At 64.4% G+C, this 20,307-nt stretch carries 17 protein-coding genes; 10 read left to right on the forward strand and 7 right to left on the reverse strand.

Annotated elements, in window-relative coordinates:
- Positions 1 to 3: 3 nt before the first annotated feature.
- Positions 4 to 873, reverse strand: coding sequence for a ribonuclease activity regulator RraA (locus HWX14_RS16180; protein ID WP_233629274.1), 870 nt, complete (start codon positions 871 to 873; stop codon positions 4 to 6).
- A 73-nt stretch (positions 874 to 946) separates the two neighbouring features.
- Here HWX14_RS16180 and HWX14_RS16185 point away from each other — a divergent pair, with 73 nt between their 5' ends.
- The 7 genes from HWX14_RS16185 to HWX14_RS16215 all read left to right on the forward strand — a co-directional run bounded on the left by HWX14_RS16185 (position 947) and on the right by HWX14_RS16215 (position 7,769).
- Positions 947 to 2,530, forward strand: a complete 1,584-nt coding sequence (locus tag HWX14_RS16185; protein ID WP_151062691.1) for an IclR family transcriptional regulator C-terminal domain-containing protein — start codon at positions 947 to 949, stop codon at positions 2,528 to 2,530.
- 36 nt (positions 2,531 to 2,566) lie between these two features.
- Positions 2,567 to 3,517 (forward strand): aldose 1-epimerase, encoded by a 951-nt coding sequence (locus tag HWX14_RS16190; protein ID WP_151062690.1) that lies wholly within the window; start codon positions 2,567 to 2,569, stop codon positions 3,515 to 3,517.
- Between the two features lie 90 nt (positions 3,518 to 3,607).
- On the forward strand, positions 3,608 to 4,060 hold the full coding sequence (locus HWX14_RS16195) for a nuclear transport factor 2 family protein (protein WP_151062689.1): 453 nt from the start codon (positions 3,608 to 3,610) through the stop codon (positions 4,058 to 4,060).
- The gene (locus HWX14_RS16200; RefSeq protein WP_151062688.1) at positions 4,057 to 5,499 is read left to right on the forward strand and encodes an aldehyde dehydrogenase (NADP(+)); all 1,443 of its coding nucleotides are present in this window, start codon (positions 4,057 to 4,059) and stop codon (positions 5,497 to 5,499) included. The genes HWX14_RS16195 and HWX14_RS16200 overlap by 4 nt, the downstream gene beginning before the upstream one ends.
- Positions 5,496 to 5,789, forward strand: coding sequence for a Dabb family protein (locus tag HWX14_RS16205; protein WP_151062687.1), 294 nt, complete (start codon positions 5,496 to 5,498; stop codon positions 5,787 to 5,789). The genes HWX14_RS16200 and HWX14_RS16205 overlap by 4 nt, the downstream gene beginning before the upstream one ends.
- A gap of 85 nt (positions 5,790 to 5,874) precedes the next feature.
- The gene (locus tag HWX14_RS16210) at positions 5,875 to 6,675 is read left to right on the forward strand and encodes an NAD(P)-dependent oxidoreductase (RefSeq protein ID WP_151062686.1); all 801 of its coding nucleotides are present in this window, start codon (positions 5,875 to 5,877) and stop codon (positions 6,673 to 6,675) included.
- Positions 6,672 to 7,769, forward strand: a complete 1,098-nt coding sequence (locus tag HWX14_RS16215) for a mandelate racemase/muconate lactonizing enzyme family protein (RefSeq protein WP_151062685.1) — start codon at positions 6,672 to 6,674, stop codon at positions 7,767 to 7,769. Before HWX14_RS16210 ends, HWX14_RS16215 begins: the two co-directional genes overlap by 4 nt.
- Positions 7,770 to 7,869: 100 nt before the next feature.
- Here the strand turns inward: HWX14_RS16215 and HWX14_RS16220 are convergent, their stop codons facing one another.
- The 6 genes from HWX14_RS16220 to HWX14_RS16245 form a co-directional block, all read right to left on the reverse strand.
- Positions 7,870 to 8,829 (reverse strand): alpha/beta hydrolase, encoded by a 960-nt coding sequence (locus HWX14_RS16220; RefSeq protein ID WP_151062684.1) that lies wholly within the window; start codon positions 8,827 to 8,829, stop codon positions 7,870 to 7,872.
- Positions 8,830 to 8,928: 99 nt separating this feature from the next.
- Positions 8,929 to 10,209, reverse strand: a complete 1,281-nt coding sequence (locus HWX14_RS16225) for an MFS transporter (RefSeq protein WP_244130238.1) — start codon at positions 10,207 to 10,209, stop codon at positions 8,929 to 8,931.
- A gap of 144 nt (positions 10,210 to 10,353) precedes the next feature.
- A complete protein-coding gene (locus tag HWX14_RS16230) occupies positions 10,354 to 11,523 on the reverse strand; it encodes a porin (protein ID WP_151062716.1) in 1,170 nt (389 codons plus the stop codon).
- A gap of 738 nt (positions 11,524 to 12,261) precedes the next feature.
- Complete coding sequence (locus HWX14_RS16235; protein ID WP_244130239.1) at positions 12,262 to 13,803, reverse strand: altronate dehydratase family protein; 1,542 nt, start codon at positions 13,801 to 13,803, stop codon at positions 12,262 to 12,264.
- A 64-nt stretch (positions 13,804 to 13,867) separates the two neighbouring features.
- Positions 13,868 to 15,043: a UxaA family hydrolase gene (locus tag HWX14_RS16240; protein ID WP_170297409.1), complete on the reverse strand. Its 1,176-nt coding sequence runs from the start codon at positions 15,041 to 15,043 to the stop codon at positions 13,868 to 13,870.
- Positions 15,044 to 15,179: 136 nt separating this feature from the next.
- On the reverse strand, positions 15,180 to 16,223 hold the full coding sequence (locus HWX14_RS16245; RefSeq protein ID WP_170297408.1) for a LacI family DNA-binding transcriptional regulator: 1,044 nt from the start codon (positions 16,221 to 16,223) through the stop codon (positions 15,180 to 15,182).
- Between the two features lie 273 nt (positions 16,224 to 16,496).
- On the opposite strand from HWX14_RS16245, the gene HWX14_RS16250 reads away from it, so the two are divergent.
- From HWX14_RS16250 to HWX14_RS16260, 3 genes are all read left to right on the forward strand, one after another.
- Complete coding sequence (locus tag HWX14_RS16250) at positions 16,497 to 17,873, forward strand: MFS transporter (RefSeq protein ID WP_151062681.1); 1,377 nt, start codon at positions 16,497 to 16,499, stop codon at positions 17,871 to 17,873.
- A gap of 22 nt (positions 17,874 to 17,895) precedes the next feature.
- The gene (locus HWX14_RS16255; RefSeq protein ID WP_151062680.1) at positions 17,896 to 19,083 is read left to right on the forward strand and encodes a mandelate racemase/muconate lactonizing enzyme family protein; all 1,188 of its coding nucleotides are present in this window, start codon (positions 17,896 to 17,898) and stop codon (positions 19,081 to 19,083) included.
- Positions 19,084 to 19,305: 222 nt separating this feature from the next.
- On the forward strand, positions 19,306 to 20,292 hold the full coding sequence (locus HWX14_RS16260) for an amidohydrolase family protein (RefSeq protein ID WP_170297407.1): 987 nt from the start codon (positions 19,306 to 19,308) through the stop codon (positions 20,290 to 20,292).
- Positions 20,293 to 20,307 lie beyond the last annotated feature (15 nt).

Here is a 20,307-nt window from a genome sequence, read left to right on the forward strand (position 1 = left end):
GATTCAACGCAGCACGCTGCCGCGCCCGCGCGCCACCCAAGCCTCGTAATCGGCATAAGCTTGCGCGCTCGGCGGATAGACGCCCCACAGCGGTTCACCGGCCGCGATGCGCAAGGCAAGATATGCCTCGATGTCGTCCTGCTTCTCGCAGATTTCAGCCAGTTCCTCCGCCAGATGCGCGGGCACCACCGTGACGCCGTCGCGGTCACCGACGATCACATCGCCAGGATAGACGGCCACGCCCGCACAGCCGATCGGCACTTGAAGATCAGCGACATGGTGATACGAAATTCGCGTCGTCGCGGTCACCTCACGCGCATAGGCGGGCAACGGCATCGCGGCAATCTCCGATCCGTCGCGTAACGCACCGTCGGTGACAATCGCGCGCGCACCGCGCGCCAGCAGACGCGTGACAAGGATGTTGCCGGCGGACGCCGCGCGCGGATCGTCGCGGCTGTCGATGACCAGCACGTCGCCATCGCGCACCTGTTCGATGCCTTGCCATTGCAGGTTGTCCGCGTTCGGCCGTGTCGTCATCGTGCCGTAGGTGTCGATGTCCTCTCGCGCCGGAATGAACCGCATGGTGTACGCACGACCGGCGAACGGCTTGACCTCGTGGTTCAGCGCGCGCAATCCGACCAACGCCGGTTGGCGAAAACCGCGTTTGAACAACTGCGTTGTCAACGATCCGCTGCTGACCTTCGCCAGGCGCGCAAGCGTTTCGTCGCTCACGTGAGCGGTGCGGTCGATCTCCCGATCGAGTCCCTCGGAATACGAATGAATGGTCACGTTGTGTCCCCATGCTGAAACGAAGAGATGAACGAGTTCCAGATAATGGAACTCGGCCAGCACCATGGCCGGTACGGAGTTCATGCTACTGATAAAGTCTGGGACATGAACTATGCCGATCTGCCAATCAGGCAGACGAATCCCAGAAGGTGGAAATATGGGTATTGGAGACGGAACCGCATCCCTCGGTAAGGCGCTGACGGTGCTCGAACTGGTAGGGGCAGCGCCGCGCGGAATGACGAACGCCGAACTGCTGGAAAAGGCGGGGCTTCCGAAGACGACGCTGTATCGCATTCTCGCGACGTTGATCGAGCACGGACTGTTGCGCCGCGAGGCCAGCCATCGCGTTTACCGCCTCGGGTTCCGCTATCTGGAACTCGTGCGCAACGCGTACCTGATGCCGGACCTCGTTGCCGCGGCGACACCGGAACTGCGCGCGCTGCGCGATCTCACCGGGGAGACGACCTATCTGGCCGCGCTCGACGGCAACGAGGTGATCTCACTCGAACGTTGCGACGGTGCGCATTCTCAACGCTCGGCAGCCGCCCTGGGCCGCAGCAAACCCGTTTATTGCACGGGTCAGGGCAAGGCAATCCTGTCACGCATGGGTCGAGACGAGCGCGATGCACTGCTTCGCAGCATTACGCTCGCGCCCCTCACCCCGCGCACGATCACCGACCGTCGCCAGCTGCAAAACGAGTTGCGCATCACCGCGACGCGCGGCTTCGCGTTCGACGACGAAGAGATCGTGCTGGGCGTGCGCTGTGTCGCGGCGCCAATCGTCGATACCGAGGGCCACGTTCGCGGCGCGCTGAGTGTCGCAGGGCCCGCTTACCGGATGTCCGTCGCTCGCCTGGAACTCCTAGGTCCCGAACTGGCGGAAGCGGCACGTCGCGTCGGCAGCCAGTTGCTCCCGGCACGCGCAGCCGCCGAACCCCAGGAGGTTGAGGCAGCTAGCCGCACCTGGGCATTCCACGGCGCACATCCCGTGTACCTCGCCGCGCGCGGGCTGCTCTATTGGGCCGACACGCTCGCGCCCGCCGTCCATGCATTCGACGGAACGACGGATCGGATCGTCGCGCATCTCGACGCACCGATTGCCGGCATGCAGGCCCATCCGCAAGGACTGCTGGTGGTGCAGGCCGACCGCCATCTATTGCTCGACGGCCGACATGAGCCCATCGCGCATGACCGGCCGAGCGTCTGGTGCGACCCGGCAGTGACATTGCTGGCTGCCGACCCGGCTGGCCTGGTGTGGGGCTGGCTGCAACGCGATGGCGGCGGCCATCTCGGTTTCATCAACGATGCGGAACGCTTCGACGCACGCTGGCAGTTCAACGAGACGATCGATGCACTGGCGTGGTCTGCGGATGGCGCAACGGCGTACGCGACCGCCTCCGCTTCCGGCACGGTCTATCTGCTGCAGCGTGGCGTCGCGACCGTGCGTCGGTTCACATCCATGCCACCCGGCTCCGGACGGCTGTCCGGCATCGCGCTCGACGATCGCGCCGGCATCTGGGTCGCACTGAAGGACGGCTGGAGCCTCATGCGCTTCACCGACGACGGCGCATTGGACCGGATCGTCAGCCTGCCGGTGGCGGCGCCGACCGGCCTCGCGTTCGTCCGCAACGCTGCCGGCGCATCGATTTACATCACCAGCGACCGTAATCACCAGCCGATCGAATCGCTGGCCAGTGCGCCTCTGTCGGGGCACCTGCTCCGACTGAAAATCGATGGCTGATGTCCATCGGCTTCATGATCTCCTTCCGGTTCAACGATGACTTCACCCTCCTGCCTCACCATCGTGAATGATCGGCTTCGTGCCGACATTGCGCCGCACCTCGGTGCACGCGTTACCCGCCTCGTCGCCGTCGATAGCAATACCGATCTCGTCGTTCCGCTCGACGCATGGAATGCACCCCCGCACGGATGGCCGAAAGCCGGCGCGTATCCGCTGATTCCGTATTCGAACCGGATCGCAGGCGCGCAGCTCGCATTCGGCGACGAAGTCCACGCGCTGCCTCCGCATCCACTCGATCTGCCGAACACGTTGCACGGGATTGCACACGCGCTTCCGTGGCGTCTCGTCGTCCGTGCCGCGGACACCGTCGAACTGGCGCTGCACTACGAAGGCGAGCACTGGCCCTGGCCTTTCGACGCGCAACTCGGTTTCCGGCTCGAACGACGTACGCTTCACGTGCGCATGTCGGTGCGCAACGCAGGCGAACGCCCCATGCCGGCCGGGCTCGGCTGGCATCCGTTCCTGGCGGCTGAAGCCGGCGCCGTGATCCGCTTCGACGCCTGGCGCCGCTGGATGCTGGATTCGCGCTTCATGCCGACGGGCACTTCGATAATCACCCCGCCCTCCATCACACTCGACGCACAGGACTGGCTCGATGGCGACTGCGTCGTCTATGCGAGCGACTGGCGAGGCGAAGCGGTCGTCGAACGGTCGCGCGGACGTGTCCGGCTACGTGCCGGCGAGCCACTGACGCACGTCGTCGCGTATGTACCGCGCGGCGCACCGTACCTATGTGTGGAACCGGTCAGCCACGTCGCAAACGGCTTCAACCTCGCCGCGGCCGGTGTCCGCGACACCGGCACGCGTGTGCTGGTGCCCGGTGCCACACTCGAAGCCCACGCCTCGCTCGAATGGGAGCCGGCGGCCGAACCCACCTCGTTCCAGATGCTGGAACTCGCGGACTCTGCTCCCAATTCTAATCGGTGACGGTAGGACACCTCACTCCTACACTCGGTGCGTGATTCCACGTGCGGCGTGCAGTGTCGCCGCCGCACCATTCCAGGAGGAGGCCATTCGATGGCAGCATTCGATCCCACCCGATACGCAGCACTGATTCGCCGTTACTTCGACGCTTGCAACGAAGCCGATTACGACAAACTCGTGTCGTGCTTCACGCCCGATGCTATCCATTACTTCCCGGCGGGATTGCCCGATATTCCGTGGCGCGGCGCGGATACCATCGCGCGCAAGTGGCAATGGTGCGTCGCCGAGCTGGGCTCGCGCTGGACAATCGAGAAGATCCTCGTTTCGCACGATTCTCACGAAGCGGTCATCGAATGGACGCACTGGAAGACGAAGCTCGGCACAGCGCTGCGCGGCGATGAGTGGTACGTCTTCGAGCCTGAATCCTGCCGGATCAAGGAAATCCGCGCGTATTATGCAGCGCCGGCGGACAAGACGGTCGCGATCAACGAGATCGTCGAATTCGACTACGCAGGTCGCGGCTATCATCTGGAGCCGCAAGCATGAACGCGGTCGTTGATCCCATCGCCAATCCCGCGATCGAGCGCGCCGTCGCGCTCGCTCGCGAGGCTCAGCCCGTGTATGCCACCGCCCCCGCGAATGTACGCAGCGCGCTCCTGCGCGGCCTCGCCGACGCGCTCGAGCGGCATGCGGCCGAACTCGTCTCGCTTGCCCACGACGAAACGCATCTTGGCCATGCGCGGCTGAACGGTGAACTCGCGCGCACGGCCTTTCAGTTGCGCGGCTTTGCCGAGCGGGTTGACGCCGGTGTGCCGTTCGAGACGATCAATGATGTAGCCGTACCCGGCACGCCGCCTGTCGGCCGTCCGCGGCTGACGCGGGTGCAGGAGCCGCTCGGGCCGGTCGCGATGTTTTCCGCCAGCAATTTTCCGTTCGCGTTCTCCGTGTTCGGCGGCGATACGGCGTCCGCACTCGCGGCCGGCTGTGTCGTCATCGTGAAACCTCATGCGGGCCATCCGGAGCTGTCGCGGCGCGTGCATGCGCTTGCCGCCGACGTGCTGCTCGAACAGGCCCTGCCGGCCGGTGTAATCGCGTTTGTCGACCAAGTGCCGCGTGACGCGGGCACTGCACTCGTATCGCATCCGGCGATCGCCGCCGTCGCGTTCACCGGTTCGTATCAAGGCGGTGTCGCGCTATGGCGCGCAGCGAATGCGCGCCCGCGTCCGGTGCCGTTCTATGGCGAACTCGGTTCGATCAACCCGCTCGTCGTGCAACCCGCCGCGCTCGCCGATGGCGTCGACGCGCCAGCCGCAACGCTCGCCGCATCGATCACGCTCGGCAGCGGCCAGTTCTGCACGAGCCCGGGGCTGCTGCTTGTGCGCGACGACGAAGACGGCGAGCACTTCGTCGTCGCGCTGGCAGACGCACTCGCAAAACAAGCGCCGCACCGGATGTTGACGCCGGGCATGCGCGCCGGCTTCGAGCACGCGTCGAGCGCGATCGCCGCCCAGCCGGGTGTGCACACCCGGCTCGCACCAGCCGATGCTGATGATGCGATACCTGCGCCACGCCTCTACGAGACGACTGCAGAACAATTCGTCGCGCAGCCCGCGTTGCAGGAGGAAATGTTCGGACCGGCCGCACTCGTCGTCCGCGTGCACGACAACGCCGACGTGCTGCGGGTCCTGGAGGCGATCGGCGGCTCGCTCACTGTCACGCTGTGGGGTGCGACCGACGACACGCCTGAGAACCGCGCGCTTGCAGCGGCAGCCGCACGCATCGGCGGCCGTGTGCTATTCGGCGGGGTGCCCACGGGCGTCGCCGTATGCGACGCGCAGCAGCACGGCGGCCCGTGGCCCGCGTCGACGAACCCGCAATCGACGTCTGTCGGCTACGCTGCCGTGGCACGCTTCCTGCGCCCAGTCGCGCTGCAGGACCCGCCGGGCTGGGCGATCGACGCATATCGTGGAGGGCTGCCGTCATGATGCAGCATGTCGTGATGTTCCGACGTCTGCCGCACGTTGCCGCGGACCCGGCGCGCGAAGCTGCGCTGGTCGAGCGCATGCGTGGCCTCGACCGCGAAATCTACTTCATCCGCGCGTGGCGGGTGTCGGCTAACGAACTGGACCGGCCGATCTGCTGGGATTACCTGCTCGAGGCGACGTTCGACAATGCGGCTGCCGTCGGGCGCTACCTGCCGCATCCCGCGCACCAGGCGTTGATCGCGGAACTGAAGACGTATTTCGAGTGGGTCGCCTGCGACTACACTCGATGAATGCAGAAAGGGCGGAGCCCTTTCCCGCCGGTCACGCCCACGCGTGACCGGCGCCTATTCGAATGATGATGTGAGACACGCTCAGATGAAAACCCTCCTTGTGACCGGCGCAGCCGGTGGCGTCGCCACGCGGGTGCGCCCCTACTTGCGCGACCACTACCGGCTGAAGCTACTCGATATGCGCGAACCGACCGATCTTTGCGCCAACGAGACGGCGCTGACCGGCGACATCGCCGATCCCGCCCTTGTGCACGAAGCCGCTGAAGGCGTCGACGGCATCCTGCACCTCGCTTGCAGCTACGGTCTGGACATCGACTTCGAGGCGACGCTGGATGCGAACTATCGTGCCCAGCTCCTTTTGCTGGATGCTTGTCGTGAGTTCGGCATCGCGCGCTTCGTCTTCGCTAGCAGCCACCACGTGGTCGGGCATCATCGGATCGACGGCTTCGCCGGCGACGACGCGCCGATCGCGCCAGACGGTTTCTACGCATTGAGCAAGGTGTTCGGGGAAGCGGCATGCGCGCTCTACGCACATCGACACGGCATCAAGGCACTGTCGATCCGGATCGGCAATGCCGATGTCGAAGTTGCCGACGGACGCCGTCAGCATATCTGGGTCAGCGGACGCGACCTTGCGCAGTTGATCCGGATCGGGCTCGAGCACGATGCCATCACGCACGACATCGTATATGGCGTATCGCGTTGTCCCGCACCCTTTTTTGCCAACGCGCGCGCGATCGCGCTCGGCTACCTGCCGCAGGACGATGCCAGCGCGCATCTCGCCGAAACCTTCGTGCCGCGAGATCGCATGCCTGCCGACAGTGGGCCGGAATTCGTCGGCGGGCCTTACGTTCCACAATCGCTGATCGTCCGGAGGCCGGTATGAAGATTCGGTCGGTCGAAGCGCGCGTCGTCGAGATTCCGTTCGAAGATGGCGGCAGCGGGTTCGGCATCACGCCGTCGGCGTGGAAGACGCTCGAAACTGTGCTGATCCGCGTCGAGGATACCGACGGCAACGTCGGCTGGGGCGAGGCATTCGGATACTTCGTCGCCGATGCGACGCGCAGCGTCGTCGAAACGCGCGTGAAGCCGCTCGCGGAGGGCGCGACGATCGAGTCGGTGGCCGACTGGACGCGGCAAACGCAGCAGCAACTGCACATCTTCGGCCGCTACGGGATCACGATGTTCGCGATCTCCGGCGTCGACATGGCGCTGTGGGATCTCGCGGCGAAATGCGCGCGCATGCCGCTCTACCGCTTGCTGGGCGGCACGACGCCGGCGTCGCTAACTACTTATGCAAGCCTCGTGCGCTACGGACACGCGGATGCGGCCGCAGCGATGTGCCGGCGTGCGCTCGACGACGGCTTTCGCAACGTCAAGCTGCACGAGATCGCGATGCCGGTGATCGAGGCGTGCCATGCGGCGATCGACGGGCGCGCGACCGTCTCGGTCGACGTGAATTGCGCATGGGACGATGAGACCGCACTCGCCAATCTCGCGCGGCTGCGGGAACTCGGCGGGATCGAATGGCTCGAGGAGCCGGTGTTCCCGCCCGAGGATTTTGCGCGGCTCGCGCAACTGCGCGGCCGACACGTGCCGATCGCGGCCGGCGAAAACTGGTGTACGTCCGTCCAGTTCCGGCACGCGATCGAAGCAGGCGCCGTCGACTATCTGCAGCCGAGCGTCAGCAAGGTCGGCGGCGTAACCGAATTTCTCGATATTGTTGGGCTCGCACGCGATTCCGGACTCGGCGTGCTGCCGCACAGCCCGTACTTCGGCCCTGGCTTTCTCACGACACTGCATCTCGCGACCGCGTTCCCCGAAATGATGCAGCTCGAGTATCTGTACGTCGAGCCGGCGGCCCAGTTGATCGACCTTTCGCCGATCCGCGATGGCCACCGCTTCGAGGTCGGTGACGCGCCCGGCATCGGGCTCTCTCCCGACGAAGACGTCGTCACGCGCTTCCTGCGCGCACGCTGAGCCTGAGCCTCGCACGCGCGTGCATCGTTGCGTGGAAGCGCCGGCTTACTGAGCCGGCGCCTGTTCTTCTGCCTGTTCTTCTTCCCGAGTTTCCCTCCGTCTACCGCGCGCGTTCGTCCACGCAACCGCGCGCCACCGCCAGTCCGCGTTCGAGCAGAAACGCCGCACTGCGCGCATACATCGCATCGACTTCGGGCAACCACGGTGCGCGCAGGCACGCGTGCACCAGCCCGTCGCCGTGCCATGCGACTGACTCGCCGCCGGCCGCCGCCAATCGTTGCGCATACGTGAGCCCCTGGTCGCGCAGCGGGTCATATTGTGCGACCGCGACGAGCGCGGGGGCCAGTGCGCCGCCGTCACCTTCGAGCGGCATCGCAAGCGCGTCCGACCGGTCGACCTCGCGTGGCACATACAGCGCGATCGAATCGGCAAGCCCGCGCGCGGTAAGCATCGGTGCGTGCGCGTTCTCGCGAATCGATCCGAATTCAGTACGCGCGCTCAGCACCGGATACAGCAGCAGTTGCGCGGCCGGCTGCGCTGCACCGCGCCGTTTCAGCGCAATGCACAGTGCGGCGGCGAGCGTGCCGCCCGCGCTGTCACCGCCCACGGCTCGCCGCGTGGGGTCCAACGGCAACCCCGCCGACGACATCGCGTCCCACACCGTGAGACCGTCCACGATCGGCGCAGGAAAGCACGCATCAGGCGCGAGACGGTAGTCAATCATCAGCACCGCAACATCGATGCGGGCCAGCAATGCGTATGCAAACCAGTCGTGCGTCGTATGGTCGCCAGCAGTCCAGCCTCCCCCGTGAAAGAACACGAGCACAGGCCAGCCATTCACTGGCGCCGGGCCGTGCGGTAGGATGCAGCGCGTACGCACGCCGCCGAGCGTGCGATCGACGGCCGTCACGCCATCCGGCGCCGGTGGCGTGAAATGCGCACATTGCCGCGCGAACGCTGCCCGGCGTGATGGCCAGTCGTCGCGCTCGCTGGCAAACGACGATGCGGTGTCGATAAAGGCGCGCATCCCCGCACTGAGGTTCATGGTGTCGGGAATCATCCGGCTTCCTTCCAGAAAAAAAGCGCATGTCCAGACAGGACATGCGCGTTCGGTGCCATCACGCTCGCCGTCCGAACGCGACGGTGATCGAAGACGTGCTCAGGCGAGCGAGGCCGCCGGCGTCGCGCCTGGTCGTCCGACGAAGACGGCCAGAATCAGCGAACCGATCAGACCGAGCCCGCCGGCCAGCGCGAATGCACTCACATAGCTGCCGGTACCCTGGATCAGGAAGCCCGTCGCTGCGGGCCCGACGATCCCCGATACGTTCGCGAGGCCGTGCATGAAGCCGCTCGCGGTGCCGACCTGGTGACGCGGCACGCTGTCCTGGATGATTGCCCAGTACGCGGGCGCCGCGAGCATCAGAAAACCGATCGCCACCGTCATCACGCCAACGGCCGTCGCCGCCTCGCTGACCATGCCGGTCAGCCCGATGCAGACCGCGGCGATCAGCAGCGACGTCACCAGCACGACCTTGCGCGAAAACATCCGCTTGCCCGTGCGCCGGAAGATCGCGTCGACCAGGAAACCGCCCGACAGGAAGCCGATCGCGCCGGTCACCCACGGCAGCGAACTGACGAGACTCATGTCCTTCAGACTGATGCCCTTTGCGTCGACCAGATAGCTCGGAAACCAGGTGATGAAGAAAAACAGGATGTAGTTGTAGCAGAACAGCGAAATGCCAGTGGTCAACACGGCGCGCGTCGAGATCACTTCAAGGATCGACACGCGAGCACCGTCGGCCGCCGTCACCGGATCCTGCCCTGCATCAATGTCGGCTAGTTCGGCCGGCCCGACCTTCGGGTGTTGCCCCGGCGTTTCAGTCACGAGCCGATACCAGCAGAACGCCCAGGTCAAGCCGAGCACGGCCATCACGATGAACGCAGCCCGCCAGCCGAACGACAGCGCCATGAAGCCGATGACCGGGCCCGCCAGCGCGCCACCGATCGGGCCGCCTGCCTGATTGACGCCGGCCGCGCTCGCGCGCTCGCTGATCGGGAACCAGGTATTGACGACCTTGTTGGCCGTGGCGGAGTTCGGTCCTTCGCCGGCGCCGAACGCGATCCGTACCAGCAACATCGACCAGAACCCGGATACCGTCGCAGTCAGCCCGCAGGCGATCGACCAGAACGTCATCGAGATGCCCAGCACGCGCTTGCCACCGAAACGATCGGAAAAATACCCGCCGAGGAAATTGAACAGCGCATAGCCGACTGAGAACGCGCTGAAGATCAGCCCTTTCTCGCCGGCGGTCAAATGAAAATCGCGCGTGATGAACGGCATCGCGATCGACAAAGCCGCCCGATCGATATAGTTGATGATCATTGCGGCCATCAGCATCGCAAGGATCGTGGTCCGGTACTTCCGGTAGGGTTGGGTCACTTCGAGTCTCCATCCATGTTGCTTGCATCCTCCATCCGCTCGCGCGGTTCGGGACACTGTTCGCTTATCGTAGGCATTGCCGCTCGTGACGAATACGACGTGCGAGCGAACGCTTGCTGCAAATTCTCAGGATCTGGAACCGCGTCAGAAGCTGTGGCGCAGCCCGAGTGCTGCCGCCACCTGGCTCGACGTCCTCGAGGCGGTAAACCCGTAGATCGATGCAACGGCACTGCCGCCCGTTGAATCGTGGCCGGTCGCGTGCTGCCAGATGCCGACGAGATACACGTCCGTGCGCTTCGACAAGAAATAGTCGACACCCGCGTTCGCCTGCAGGTAGCCCGCGCCACTTGCGTTTCCGGCGACGTGGCTTGCGCGCGTGTACTGCACGGACGTACCGAACATCGTCGTGGTGTTCCACGTCTTGCGCAGATTGAGTTCCCACGTGTTGAACACGGCGCTGCCGACGTAACCGCGCGTGTTCAGGCCGGGTTCGGCACCGAGATCGCGCAACCGGGTGTTCGTGTAGATGACGCCCGCGGTCCACCCGCCGAGCGTGTAAGCGCCGGCGGCGCCGAGTATGCGCAATGCCGCAGCAGACGCATAACCGGAAAAGATCGGCGATGCAGTCATATTGTTGCCGGTCGTGCTGGAAGACGGGTTGTTGCCGTAGAACGAGAAATTCGGATCCTGCGCATTGAGGTATGCGGCGCCGAGTTGCAGCGGACCGTTCGTGTAGCCAGCGCCGAGTGAAAAGATGCGCTTGCGACGGAAATCGCCTGCTACGCCGCCCGTGCTGAACACGCCGCCGAATGTCAAGCCGCCGATGCTCGGGCTCGCGTACTTGATCGCATTGTTCACGCGATAGTTGTTGCCCGTGTTGTCGAGATCGCCGGGGTGGTTCGCATACGCGCCCGCGGTATCGCCCCCTGCCTTCAACACACCGACGTAATCGACGATGGAATCGTACTGGCGCCCGGCGGTGATCGTACCGAAGCGGGTGCCGAGGCCTACATATGCCTGCCGGCCGAACATCGAGCCGCCCTGACCAAGCGAACCGTTGGCCGCAGAAAACCCGTTCTCGAGACGAAACAGCGCCCGCATGCCGCCGCCTAGGTCCTCCTTGCCAACCAGCCCGAACCGGTTTCCTTTCAGCGGCCCCGCGCTCAACGCTGTTGCTGCCCCACCGCCAGCGTTGTTCACGTAGGTCACCGCCGTGTCGACGATCCCGTAGAGTTGCACGCTGCTTTGCGCATGTGCGGCAGCCGGCAATGCCGCGGCCAATGCCGCCCCGGCGCCGAGAATTGTCAGCGAAATAGGTTTCACCCGTCGTCTCCATCTTTCGTGTTTTGAGTCCGACGGATGGTAGCGACGCGGCTCGCAGATGGATACAAGGGGCGCCGCGAAGCATGGCGCCGAAGTCTCAGCATGCGGGACTCGATGTCGCGCGACACAACGGTGCACAGATCGCTTCCCGTCCGACTGCCTCCCCGGCGCCGCTCATCCGGTACACCTTGCCGCCGTATGCTCCTGCCGAATCTCTTTCGCATACCGAAACGCCACGCTGCCGGAGAAAGAACCGGCTTCCAGAGTGCGTCGGTCGCGTGCGGGTGCCGCTCAACGCGTTAGGAATCGCGTGTCGGCATCGTTGGCCGTGCCGGCAGACATCCGGTCGATCGCATCGCGGAATGCCTCTGAAGGGCTCTGGTGACGGTATAGATATGGGAGCGACGCTGGCAGATCGAATGGAACTGATCCTCACCGCTGACTTTCATGACGAAATGGTGCTTATACGAGCCGATCAAGGCGATGATGACCAACTCGCCACGCACCGCCCTCTTTCAAGCCGCCGAGCTGCCACTTAGGGCGTCCAGTGGCTTCAATGAGGTGACCTTTCGGCATCGATGCAATGTGCCATGCGATCGTGCAAGCTCCGCGCTATCGTCTGGTCCACGGAAGGAGGCAACGTCGTCACGCACGAGAAGCGGCCGTTGCTCCACGTCACGAGCGGACCGCCACTTGCAATCGCTCGGTATGAAATGACCACACTATGCGTCAAACGGTGATCCCGAGCGGCCACGGCACGAATTCATTGGCGCCGACACCGAGTGCCTCGCTTTTCGTCGGCTTGCCTGACGCGTGCCGCACGATCTGCTCGAAGATTGCGGCGCCCATTTCCGCCACGCTCGCTTCTCCGTCTATCACCGGGCCGCAGTTGATGTCCATGTCGGCTTCCATGCGCACGAACATCGGTGTATTGCTGGCGAGCTTCATCGTCGGCGCCGGGACCGACCCGAAACACGATCCCCGTCCCGTCGTGAAGCAGATCAGATTCGCGCCGCCCGCGATCTGCCCGGTCGCGGACACGGGATCGTAGCCCGGCGTGTCCATGAACACGAGCCCGCGCTGCGTCACCTGCTCGCCGTATTCATACACTTCGATCAACGGCGCATTGCCGCCCTTTTTCGCACCGCCGAGCGATTTTTCCAGCACATTCGCGAGACCACCCGTGTTGTTCCCCGGGCTAACCTCCCCGTTGATCTGCGTGTCCCGGCCCTCGTTGTACCTGAGCCACCAGTCGATCCGCGCGACGAGGCGCTTGCCCACCTCGATCGTGCGTGCCCGTGCGGTGAGCGTGTGCTCGACACCGTAGATCTCGGACGTCTCGGAGAGAATCGCCGTTCCACCGTTTCGGATGAGGATTTCCATTGCAACGCCCAGCGCCGGATTCGCCGACAATCCCGAGAATCCATCCGATCCGCCACACTGCAACCCGACCTTGATGTGCTCGACGGACACCGGTTCGCGTTCGACCCGATTCACCACCGGCAACATCGCACGTACGATCTCGATGCCTTGCGCAATTGCCGCGCGCGTGCCGCCTGCCGTGCCGATATCGAGGATCTGCAGCCGATCGCACACCGCAAGTCGCTGATCCGCAAGCAGCGCATCGGCGCCGTTGTCCTCACCGTCCGCGGCGATGATCAGCGCGGCCGCGGTGTTCGGATGAGCGACATAGCCACCGATCGTCCTGCGAAGCAGCCGCATCGGCTCGCCGCTCAGCTCCATTCCGGCGCCGTGCTCGTGCGCGAAAGGCGCGACGCCGTCGACGCGGGGAAAGACGGCCATTTCGTCGGTATCGAAGAACGCCGCGATCTTTCGCGCGACGGATGCACCTCGATGACTCAATGCGAAAACGCCGACGTAATTCCGGGTCGCGATGCGCCCGTCCGCACGCACGTACCCCATGAACCTGACCCGCTCAGCTTCGGGCAGGAGCTCGGTGGCCACGTAATCCTCGCCGTACCGGTAGTCCTTGACGAGCTCGCCGAAGCTGATGTTATGGCTGTGCATCCACGTTCCCGCGGCGACGTCTTCGCTCGCGAAGCCGATCGTCGTGTTGTACTTCAGGATTGCTCCGCCGCGCCGGATGTCGCGCGTCGCCACCTTGTGTCCGGCCGGCACCTGCTGCAACGTAACAATGCCTTCGGCGGCAATCGTCGTGCCGGGCGGAACGTCGATGCGCGCGACAACCACGTTGTCGTTCGGATCGAGACGAATGAACGGATTGATCAGCACTTTCGCCGACGGCACCACGTTCGACGTAATGTTGAGCGCCTTGGGTCCGACTGTCGTTGCTGCCATTTTCCTGAATCTCCTGTTATGCAAGCACGCCGATCGACCACGGTACGAACTCGCACTCCCCGATCCCCAGTTCCTCACTGCGCGTCGCGTCGCCGGACGCGCATGCCAGCCAGCGATTGAAAATCGCGTCGCCCAGTGCTTCGATGCTTACAGAGCCCGCGTCCACGACGCTTCCGTCGATATCGAGGTCGTCGCTGTAACGAGCGAACTGCGCGGCGCTGACGGCAAGCTTGAGCGTCGGGGCGCCGGTGGCGCCAAAGATGCTCACGCCTCGCGACGCGATTCCAATCATCGTCGCGCCCGACGCAACCAATCCAGAGGACGCCGCTGCTTCATGTCCGGGACAATCCATCAGCACGAGGCCCTTTGTCGCGACGGGTTGTCCATAGGAAAAGACCGCCTGCAATGGCGTAGAGCCGCTGTGAGGGAGCGACGATGGCGCTTCGCGCACCGGCTCAATGTCTGGAATCGGCGTGTCGCGATTCGCGGTGTACCTCGTCCACCAGTCGATCCGCTGCTCTAGCGCGTTTCGCACGTCGCCTGACCCGCTGCGCGCAGCGAGCCTGGGCGCGTTCCGCGCCGTATCCGTCACGATAGCCGTACCGCCTTCGGCAACCAGTCGATCAACCGCATGGCCCAGTGCCGCGTGCACATTGCAGGCATCGAGATCCGGCTGCGCGAGCAGTCCGACCACGAGGTGTTCTACCGATGCGCGCGTGCGCACGAACCGGTTGGCCGCGATGAGCATGTCTTCGACCGCGGCAATCCCGCCGTCGATCGCCGCGCGCGTGCCACCGACTTCCTGCAGCACCATCGTCTTCAGCATCGGACCGGGCTCCAGACCTTCCTGTTCGAGAAATCCATAGATATTGTTGCGCTCGCAACCGAGTGCCATGACAACCGCGCCGGCGAGGTTCGGATTGCGGATAGAACCGCCGAGCGTGCGTCGCAGCAGGTCCATCGGCTCGCCGCTCTTTTCCATCCCGCAACCGAGCTCATGGACGAACGGAACGACGCCGTCCACGTTCGGATATGCGGCCAGCCGCTTCGGTGTGAACCACGCCGCCACCTGACGCGCCGCCGTGGCCGCGCAGTTGCCGACCACCAGCACTCCGATGTAGTTGCGCGTACCGACCCGACCGTCTTCGCGCACGTATCCGTTGAAGGTAGATGGAAGTACTGAAGCGTTCATGGGTGAATCGTCCGAATTTCCTGATGATCGATTTTCTGCTCGCGACGCCCGTGCGGCAACGGAACACTTCACGTTTCCCGAACAGCTGTTCCAGAATATGGAACCCCATCCCGTCGGTCGATGCAACACCCGCCGGTCATGCGGTCCCACGCGGCACGATCTCGAACCCGACATCGACGGAACTGTCGGCATCGGCGTAAGCCGGTTCGCTGCCGAGACGCCGCAATAGGATGGCGGCAGCACACGCGCCGATCTTTCGCGCATCGACGCGCACGGTCGTGAGCGGCGGCTCGAGATCCGCCGACAGTTCCAGATCGCCGAAACCCATGATGGCCAGTCCGCGAGGCACCTCGATTCCACGGCTCTGCGCTTCGATCAGTACGCCGTGTGCGAGCAGATCGATACTGCAGATCATTGCGTCGGGCTTCCTCCGCGCGTCGAGCAATCGCGAGCAAGCTCGCCGGCCGTCACGCACGCTCACCGGAACCGGGACGATTTCGGTTCCGACCACCTTGACGCCCGCTCCCGCAAGCGCCGTCACGCATCCCTTGCGGCGCAGCTGCGCGCGGACGTCCCCGCTCCAGATCAGGCCGACTGCACCGTAACCTTTGCGCGCCATGAATTCACCCATCGCGCGCCCGACCGCGACGTGATCGAACCCGACCTGCGCATCCACCGGATGCTCGTGCAACTGCCACGTTTCGACCACGGGTATCCCGCGTCGCTTCAGCATCGACTTCAACGGCTTGCTGTGAAGCGGCGTCGTCAGGACGATCGCATCCGGACGGCGCATCAAAATGGACTCGACCAACGAGGCCTCGTGGTCACCGGAGTACCCTGATTGACACACCAGCAGTTGATAGCCGCCTTTCTCGAGCGCGAGACCCAGCTCGGTCAGCGTGCTGATGAATGGGCGGTGCGCAAACGTCGGAATGATCGCGATCACTAGCCGGCTGCGCTGCATGGCCAGCCCTCCCGCGAGCAGGTTCGGCACGTAGCCCGTCTTCCTGATGGCCGCGCGCACGCGCTTCGCGGTGCTCACGGACACCTTTTCCGGGTGGTTGAGGACGCGCGATACCGTCACGAAAGACACGCGGGCGAGTTCCGCCACATCGCGCAAGGTCGCCGGCCGCGTCGCCGAATTTAGCAGTGCATCAGGATTGTCGAAGGTGTCGGCCATCAGGTTGGGTCGTCGTATCTTCCCGGCATCGCGCCGGATTTCCATCATCTGGGTCTGGTCGCCAGAATCGCGCCGTTGAGCACGGATCTGTCGTTGACTTGAGATTACCGCATTTCTACGCTGTGTAAACGCTGTCATATGAAAGCGTTGTCATCGGGCCTCGGCAGCGAAGCGCTGGCGGCATGCAAGCTGCGGGGCAGATCGGTGCGCGCCACGCCGCGGAGCCGATCCGCCGAACGGCAAGGCATTTGAAAATAATCATGGAGACGTTCTATGAGCGGTAACGAAAGAACCTGGCCGCCTGCGGCCGACATCTCAGGCGTAGACGCCGCTGGCGCGGCCCGCGGCCGGTGGCGCTTCGGTATGCTGGCGCTGATCACGATCGTGCTCGCGCTGAGCAGCGGGGACCGGGCAGCACTTTCAGTCGCTGGCACGGATATGGGCCGTGAACTCCGCATTACAACCATCGAGATCGGATACCTGTTTTCGGCATTCAGCTGGGCCTATGTGCTGTTCATGATCCCGTCCGGGTGGCTCGCTGACCGGATCGGCTCGAAGAAGTCGATGTTCTGGGCCGTCGCGATCTGGTCAGCCTTCACCGTTTGCATGGGACTGGTCGAATTCGTCGGTGTGATCTTCCCGTTGCTGCTGGCATTGCGCTTCCTGCTCGGCGTGGCAGAGTCGCCCGTCGGACCGGCCTCGACGCGGGTCATCGCCTCGTGGTTCCCATCTTCGGAGCGCGGCATCGCTGGGGCCATCTTCAACAGCGCGCAGTACTTCTCGCTGGCCGTATTCACGCCCTTCATGGGTTGGGTGTGTTACGCCCTCGGATGGCAGTACGTGTTCATCGCGATGGGCTGCGTGGGCTTTGTCATCGCAGCGCTGTGGTCCCGTTACTATTTCCTGCCGACTGACCACCCGCGCCTGACGGAAACCGAGCTTTCGTATATCCGCGACGGTGGTGGCCTGGTGGATCTGCGCAGCCGCAGCCGTGCGCGCACGGGCGAGGCGCAACGTTCGCAGATAGCTGAAATCGGCCTGCTGTTTCGCAGCCGCATGCTGCTCGGGATGTTCCTTGGCCAGTACTGCGTCTCCGCGATTACCTGGTTCTACGTGACGTGGTTCCCTATCTACCTCGTCAAGCAGCGCGGCTTCGACATCCTGCAGGCCGGGTTCGTATCGTCGATTCCCGCGCTATGCGGCCTGATCGGCGCGATCGCCTCTGGCTTCGCCTCGGACGCACTGCTGCGGCGCAGCGGCTCACTCACCGTAGCACGCAAGACCCCCATCGTGACGGGCGTGCTGCTCAGTTCCTCGATGATCTTGTGCAACTACATCGACACGCCGTGGATTGTGGTGGCCGTCATGAGCCTCGCGTTCTTTGGCAAGGGTTTTGGCAACCTCGGTTTCAGCGTCGTGGCCGACACCGCGCCGCGCGAAATGGTCGGCGTGACGGGCGCCGTATTCAATGCGCTTGGCAACGTCGCCGGCATCGTGACGCCCGTAATCATCGGCTACCTGCTGCATGCGAGCGGCTCATTTAACTCCGCCCTGCTGTATGTGGGTGCACACGGCCTGATCGCAGCATTCGCGTACCTCTTCATCGTACCCACGATTCACCGTCTCAGTCTTGACGAACTGAGCCGCTAAATTTCTGCCCGGAGATTCGAGGATGTCCACGCAAACACAAACATTCAACTCCCAGGCGCTCGCGGCGCTGCAACCCGGCGAAGCGACGACCGACCGCATTTCGTCGGTCAAGGTGTCGCTGACTTTCTTGCCGCTCGAGGCGCCCATCAGCGACGCAAAGGTACTCACAGGCCGGCAAAAGCCGCTCACGGAAATCGCCTTCATCTTCGCGGAGATGCGCAGCGAGCAGGGACACTCGGGCATCGGTTTCGGCTACTCGAAACGAGCTGGCGGCCACGGCATGTTCGCCCATGCGAAGGAACTGGCACCCGCGCTAATAGGTGAGGATCCGAATGACATTGCAAAAATCTTCAACAAGCTGCTGTGGGCAGGCGCATCGATGGGCCGCAGCGGCCTGACCACGCAGGCCATCGCTCCGTTTGACATCGCGCTGTGGGATATGAAGGCCAAACGCGCGAACCTGCCGCTCGCGAAGCTCCTTGGGGCGCATCGAGACTCGGTGCAGTGCTACAACACCTCGGGCGGCTACCTGTCCACGCCGCTTGAGCAGATACTGGAAAACGTAAAACGGTCCCGAGAAAGCGGCATCGGCGGCATCAAGCTGAAAGTCGGCCAGCCAGACCTGCACGAAGACTTCCGGCGTGTTTCGGCCGTGCGTGAACTGCTGGGCCCAGATTTCCCACTGATGGTCGACGCGAACCAGCAGTGGGATCGCCTGAAGGCGCAGCGCGCCTGCCGCGGGCTCGAAGAACTCGAGCTCACATGGATCGAGGAGCCGCTAGATGCGTACGATTTCGAGGGGCATGCCGCGCTGGCCGTGTCGCTCGACACGGCGATCGCCACGGGCGAAATGCTCACGAGCTTCGGTGAACACGCGCAACTGATCGAGGCGCGCGGCGCGGACTTCGTCCAGCCGGACGCGCCACGCGTCGGTGGCATCACGCCGTTCCTGCAGATCATGCAGTTCGCGAGCCTGAAGGGCCTAAGACTCGCGCCCCACTTCGCGATGGAGATCCATCTGCATCTGGCCGCCGCGTTCGAGAACGAGCCGTGGCTCGAGCACTTCGAGTGGCTGGAGCCGCTGTTCAACGAACGGTTGGAACTGCGGGGTGGCCGGATGTATGTACCGAACCGCCCGGGCCTCGGCTTCAGCCTCAGCGAACAGGCCCTCGCGTGGACAGTCGCCAGCGAGGAATTCCGCGCCGCCTGATGCAGCCTTCCGCATCGGCATCCGCACCGGTACCGGCTGGCGGCCGGTTAGACCCCGTCCTTTCGCAAACTGCTGCGAAAGGACGCCTGCCGCATGCATGATCCGCTTCCGGCCCCCTATCCGTGCGCCGCTCCGTGGCTTTCTGCCTGGCGTCCTTCTTGGCACGTCGGCAGGTCCGTCCGCGGGATTGACCCATTCATGCAACGCAGCCGCAACTGTCCCATGACAAACCCCTCCTTGTCCCGCCGTGACATCCTCAAGCTCGGTGCATCCCTTGCTCTGGCCGCAACGGGAAGTGTTGCGCGGGCGACCGGGACCGGCGCGCCCACCGTCCGAACGAAGCTTGACTTTGCCGTGCCCGCACACGCATGCGACGCGCACTGCCACGTATTCGACCCGGCGCGCTTTTCCTATGCCGCAAAGCGAACCTACAGCGCGCCGCCCGCGACGGCCTCCGATCTGCGCAGGCTGCATTCGGCGCTTGGTATCGGGCGCGCGGTGATCGTCACGCCATCGCCGTATGGCACCGACAACCGCGTGACGGTGGACGCAATCGCCCAGTTGGGCATGGATCGCGCACGCGGCGTTGCACTGATCAACGGCAGCACCTCTCGTGAGGAGATCGAACGCTTAGACACCGGCGGGATACGCGCGGTCCGTGTGTTTCTCGGGCTCACAGCCGACGTCGATCCCGCCGAAGCAGTGCGGCGCTTCGCGGCGACCTCGCGCCAGATCAGTGGCCTGCGCTGGCACCTGCAAACGTATGCACGCCTGCCCGTCCTCAATGCGCTGAAGACGCAGCTCGCGGATCTGCCCGTGCCACTCGTCCTCGACCACTTCGCCGGCCTTGACGCGTCCGCTTCGCTGGACCAGCCGGGATTCCCAATGGTGCTGGACCTGCTGCGTTCGGGCCGGATATACGTCAAGATCTCCGGGCCCTACTACTCGTCCGACGACCTTCCCGATTACCGCAACATCGCGCCGTTTGCCCGGGCACTCGTGGCGGCCAATCCCGAGCGCATACTGTGGGGCAGCGACTGGCCTCATCCGGGCAGCGCACCCGTGGCCGGCCGCAAGCCGACGGATGTCGCGCCGCCGCGCGACATCGATGATGGGGGCGGACTGAACAGGCTGGCCGAATGGGTTCCCGATGCATCCACCCGCAAGCTGATACTCGTCGACAATCCGCAGCGTCTTTTCGGCTTCTGAAGAAGCCGCGGTCCG

The organism is Burkholderia sp. BCC0044 (genome assembly GCF_902832955.1).
GTDB lineage: Bacteria > Pseudomonadota > Gammaproteobacteria > Burkholderiales > Burkholderiaceae > Burkholderia.

Coding starts and splice junctions, on each gene's coding strand:
- HWX14_RS16190 (WP_151062690.1), top strand. CDS start 2,567: ATGACTTCACCCTCCTGCCTCACCATCGTGAATGATCGGCTTCGTGCC.
- HWX14_RS16180 (WP_233629274.1), bottom strand. CDS start 873: ATGAACTCCGTACCGGCCATGGTGCTGGCCGAGTTCCATTATCTGGAA.
- HWX14_RS16250 (WP_151062681.1), top strand. CDS start 16,497: ATGAGCGGTAACGAAAGAACCTGGCCGCCTGCGGCCGACATCTCAGGC.
- HWX14_RS16240 (WP_170297409.1), bottom strand. CDS start 15,043: ATGAACGCTTCAGTACTTCCATCTACCTTCAACGGATACGTGCGCGAA.
- HWX14_RS16245 (WP_170297408.1), bottom strand. CDS start 16,223: ATGGCCGACACCTTCGACAATCCTGATGCACTGCTAAATTCGGCGACG.
- HWX14_RS16215 (WP_151062685.1), top strand. CDS start 6,672: ATGAAGATTCGGTCGGTCGAAGCGCGCGTCGTCGAGATTCCGTTCGAA.
- HWX14_RS16220 (WP_151062684.1), bottom strand. CDS start 8,829: ATGATTCCCGACACCATGAACCTCAGTGCGGGGATGCGCGCCTTTATC.
- HWX14_RS16185 (WP_151062691.1), top strand. CDS start 947: ATGGGTATTGGAGACGGAACCGCATCCCTCGGTAAGGCGCTGACGGTG.
- HWX14_RS16205 (WP_151062687.1), top strand. CDS start 5,496: ATGATGCAGCATGTCGTGATGTTCCGACGTCTGCCGCACGTTGCCGCG.
- HWX14_RS16195 (WP_151062689.1), top strand. CDS start 3,608: ATGGCAGCATTCGATCCCACCCGATACGCAGCACTGATTCGCCGTTAC.
- HWX14_RS16210 (WP_151062686.1), top strand. CDS start 5,875: ATGAAAACCCTCCTTGTGACCGGCGCAGCCGGTGGCGTCGCCACGCGG.
- HWX14_RS16255 (WP_151062680.1), top strand. CDS start 17,896: ATGTCCACGCAAACACAAACATTCAACTCCCAGGCGCTCGCGGCGCTG.
- HWX14_RS16260 (WP_170297407.1), top strand. CDS start 19,306: ATGACAAACCCCTCCTTGTCCCGCCGTGACATCCTCAAGCTCGGTGCA.
- HWX14_RS16200 (WP_151062688.1), top strand. CDS start 4,057: ATGAACGCGGTCGTTGATCCCATCGCCAATCCCGCGATCGAGCGCGCC.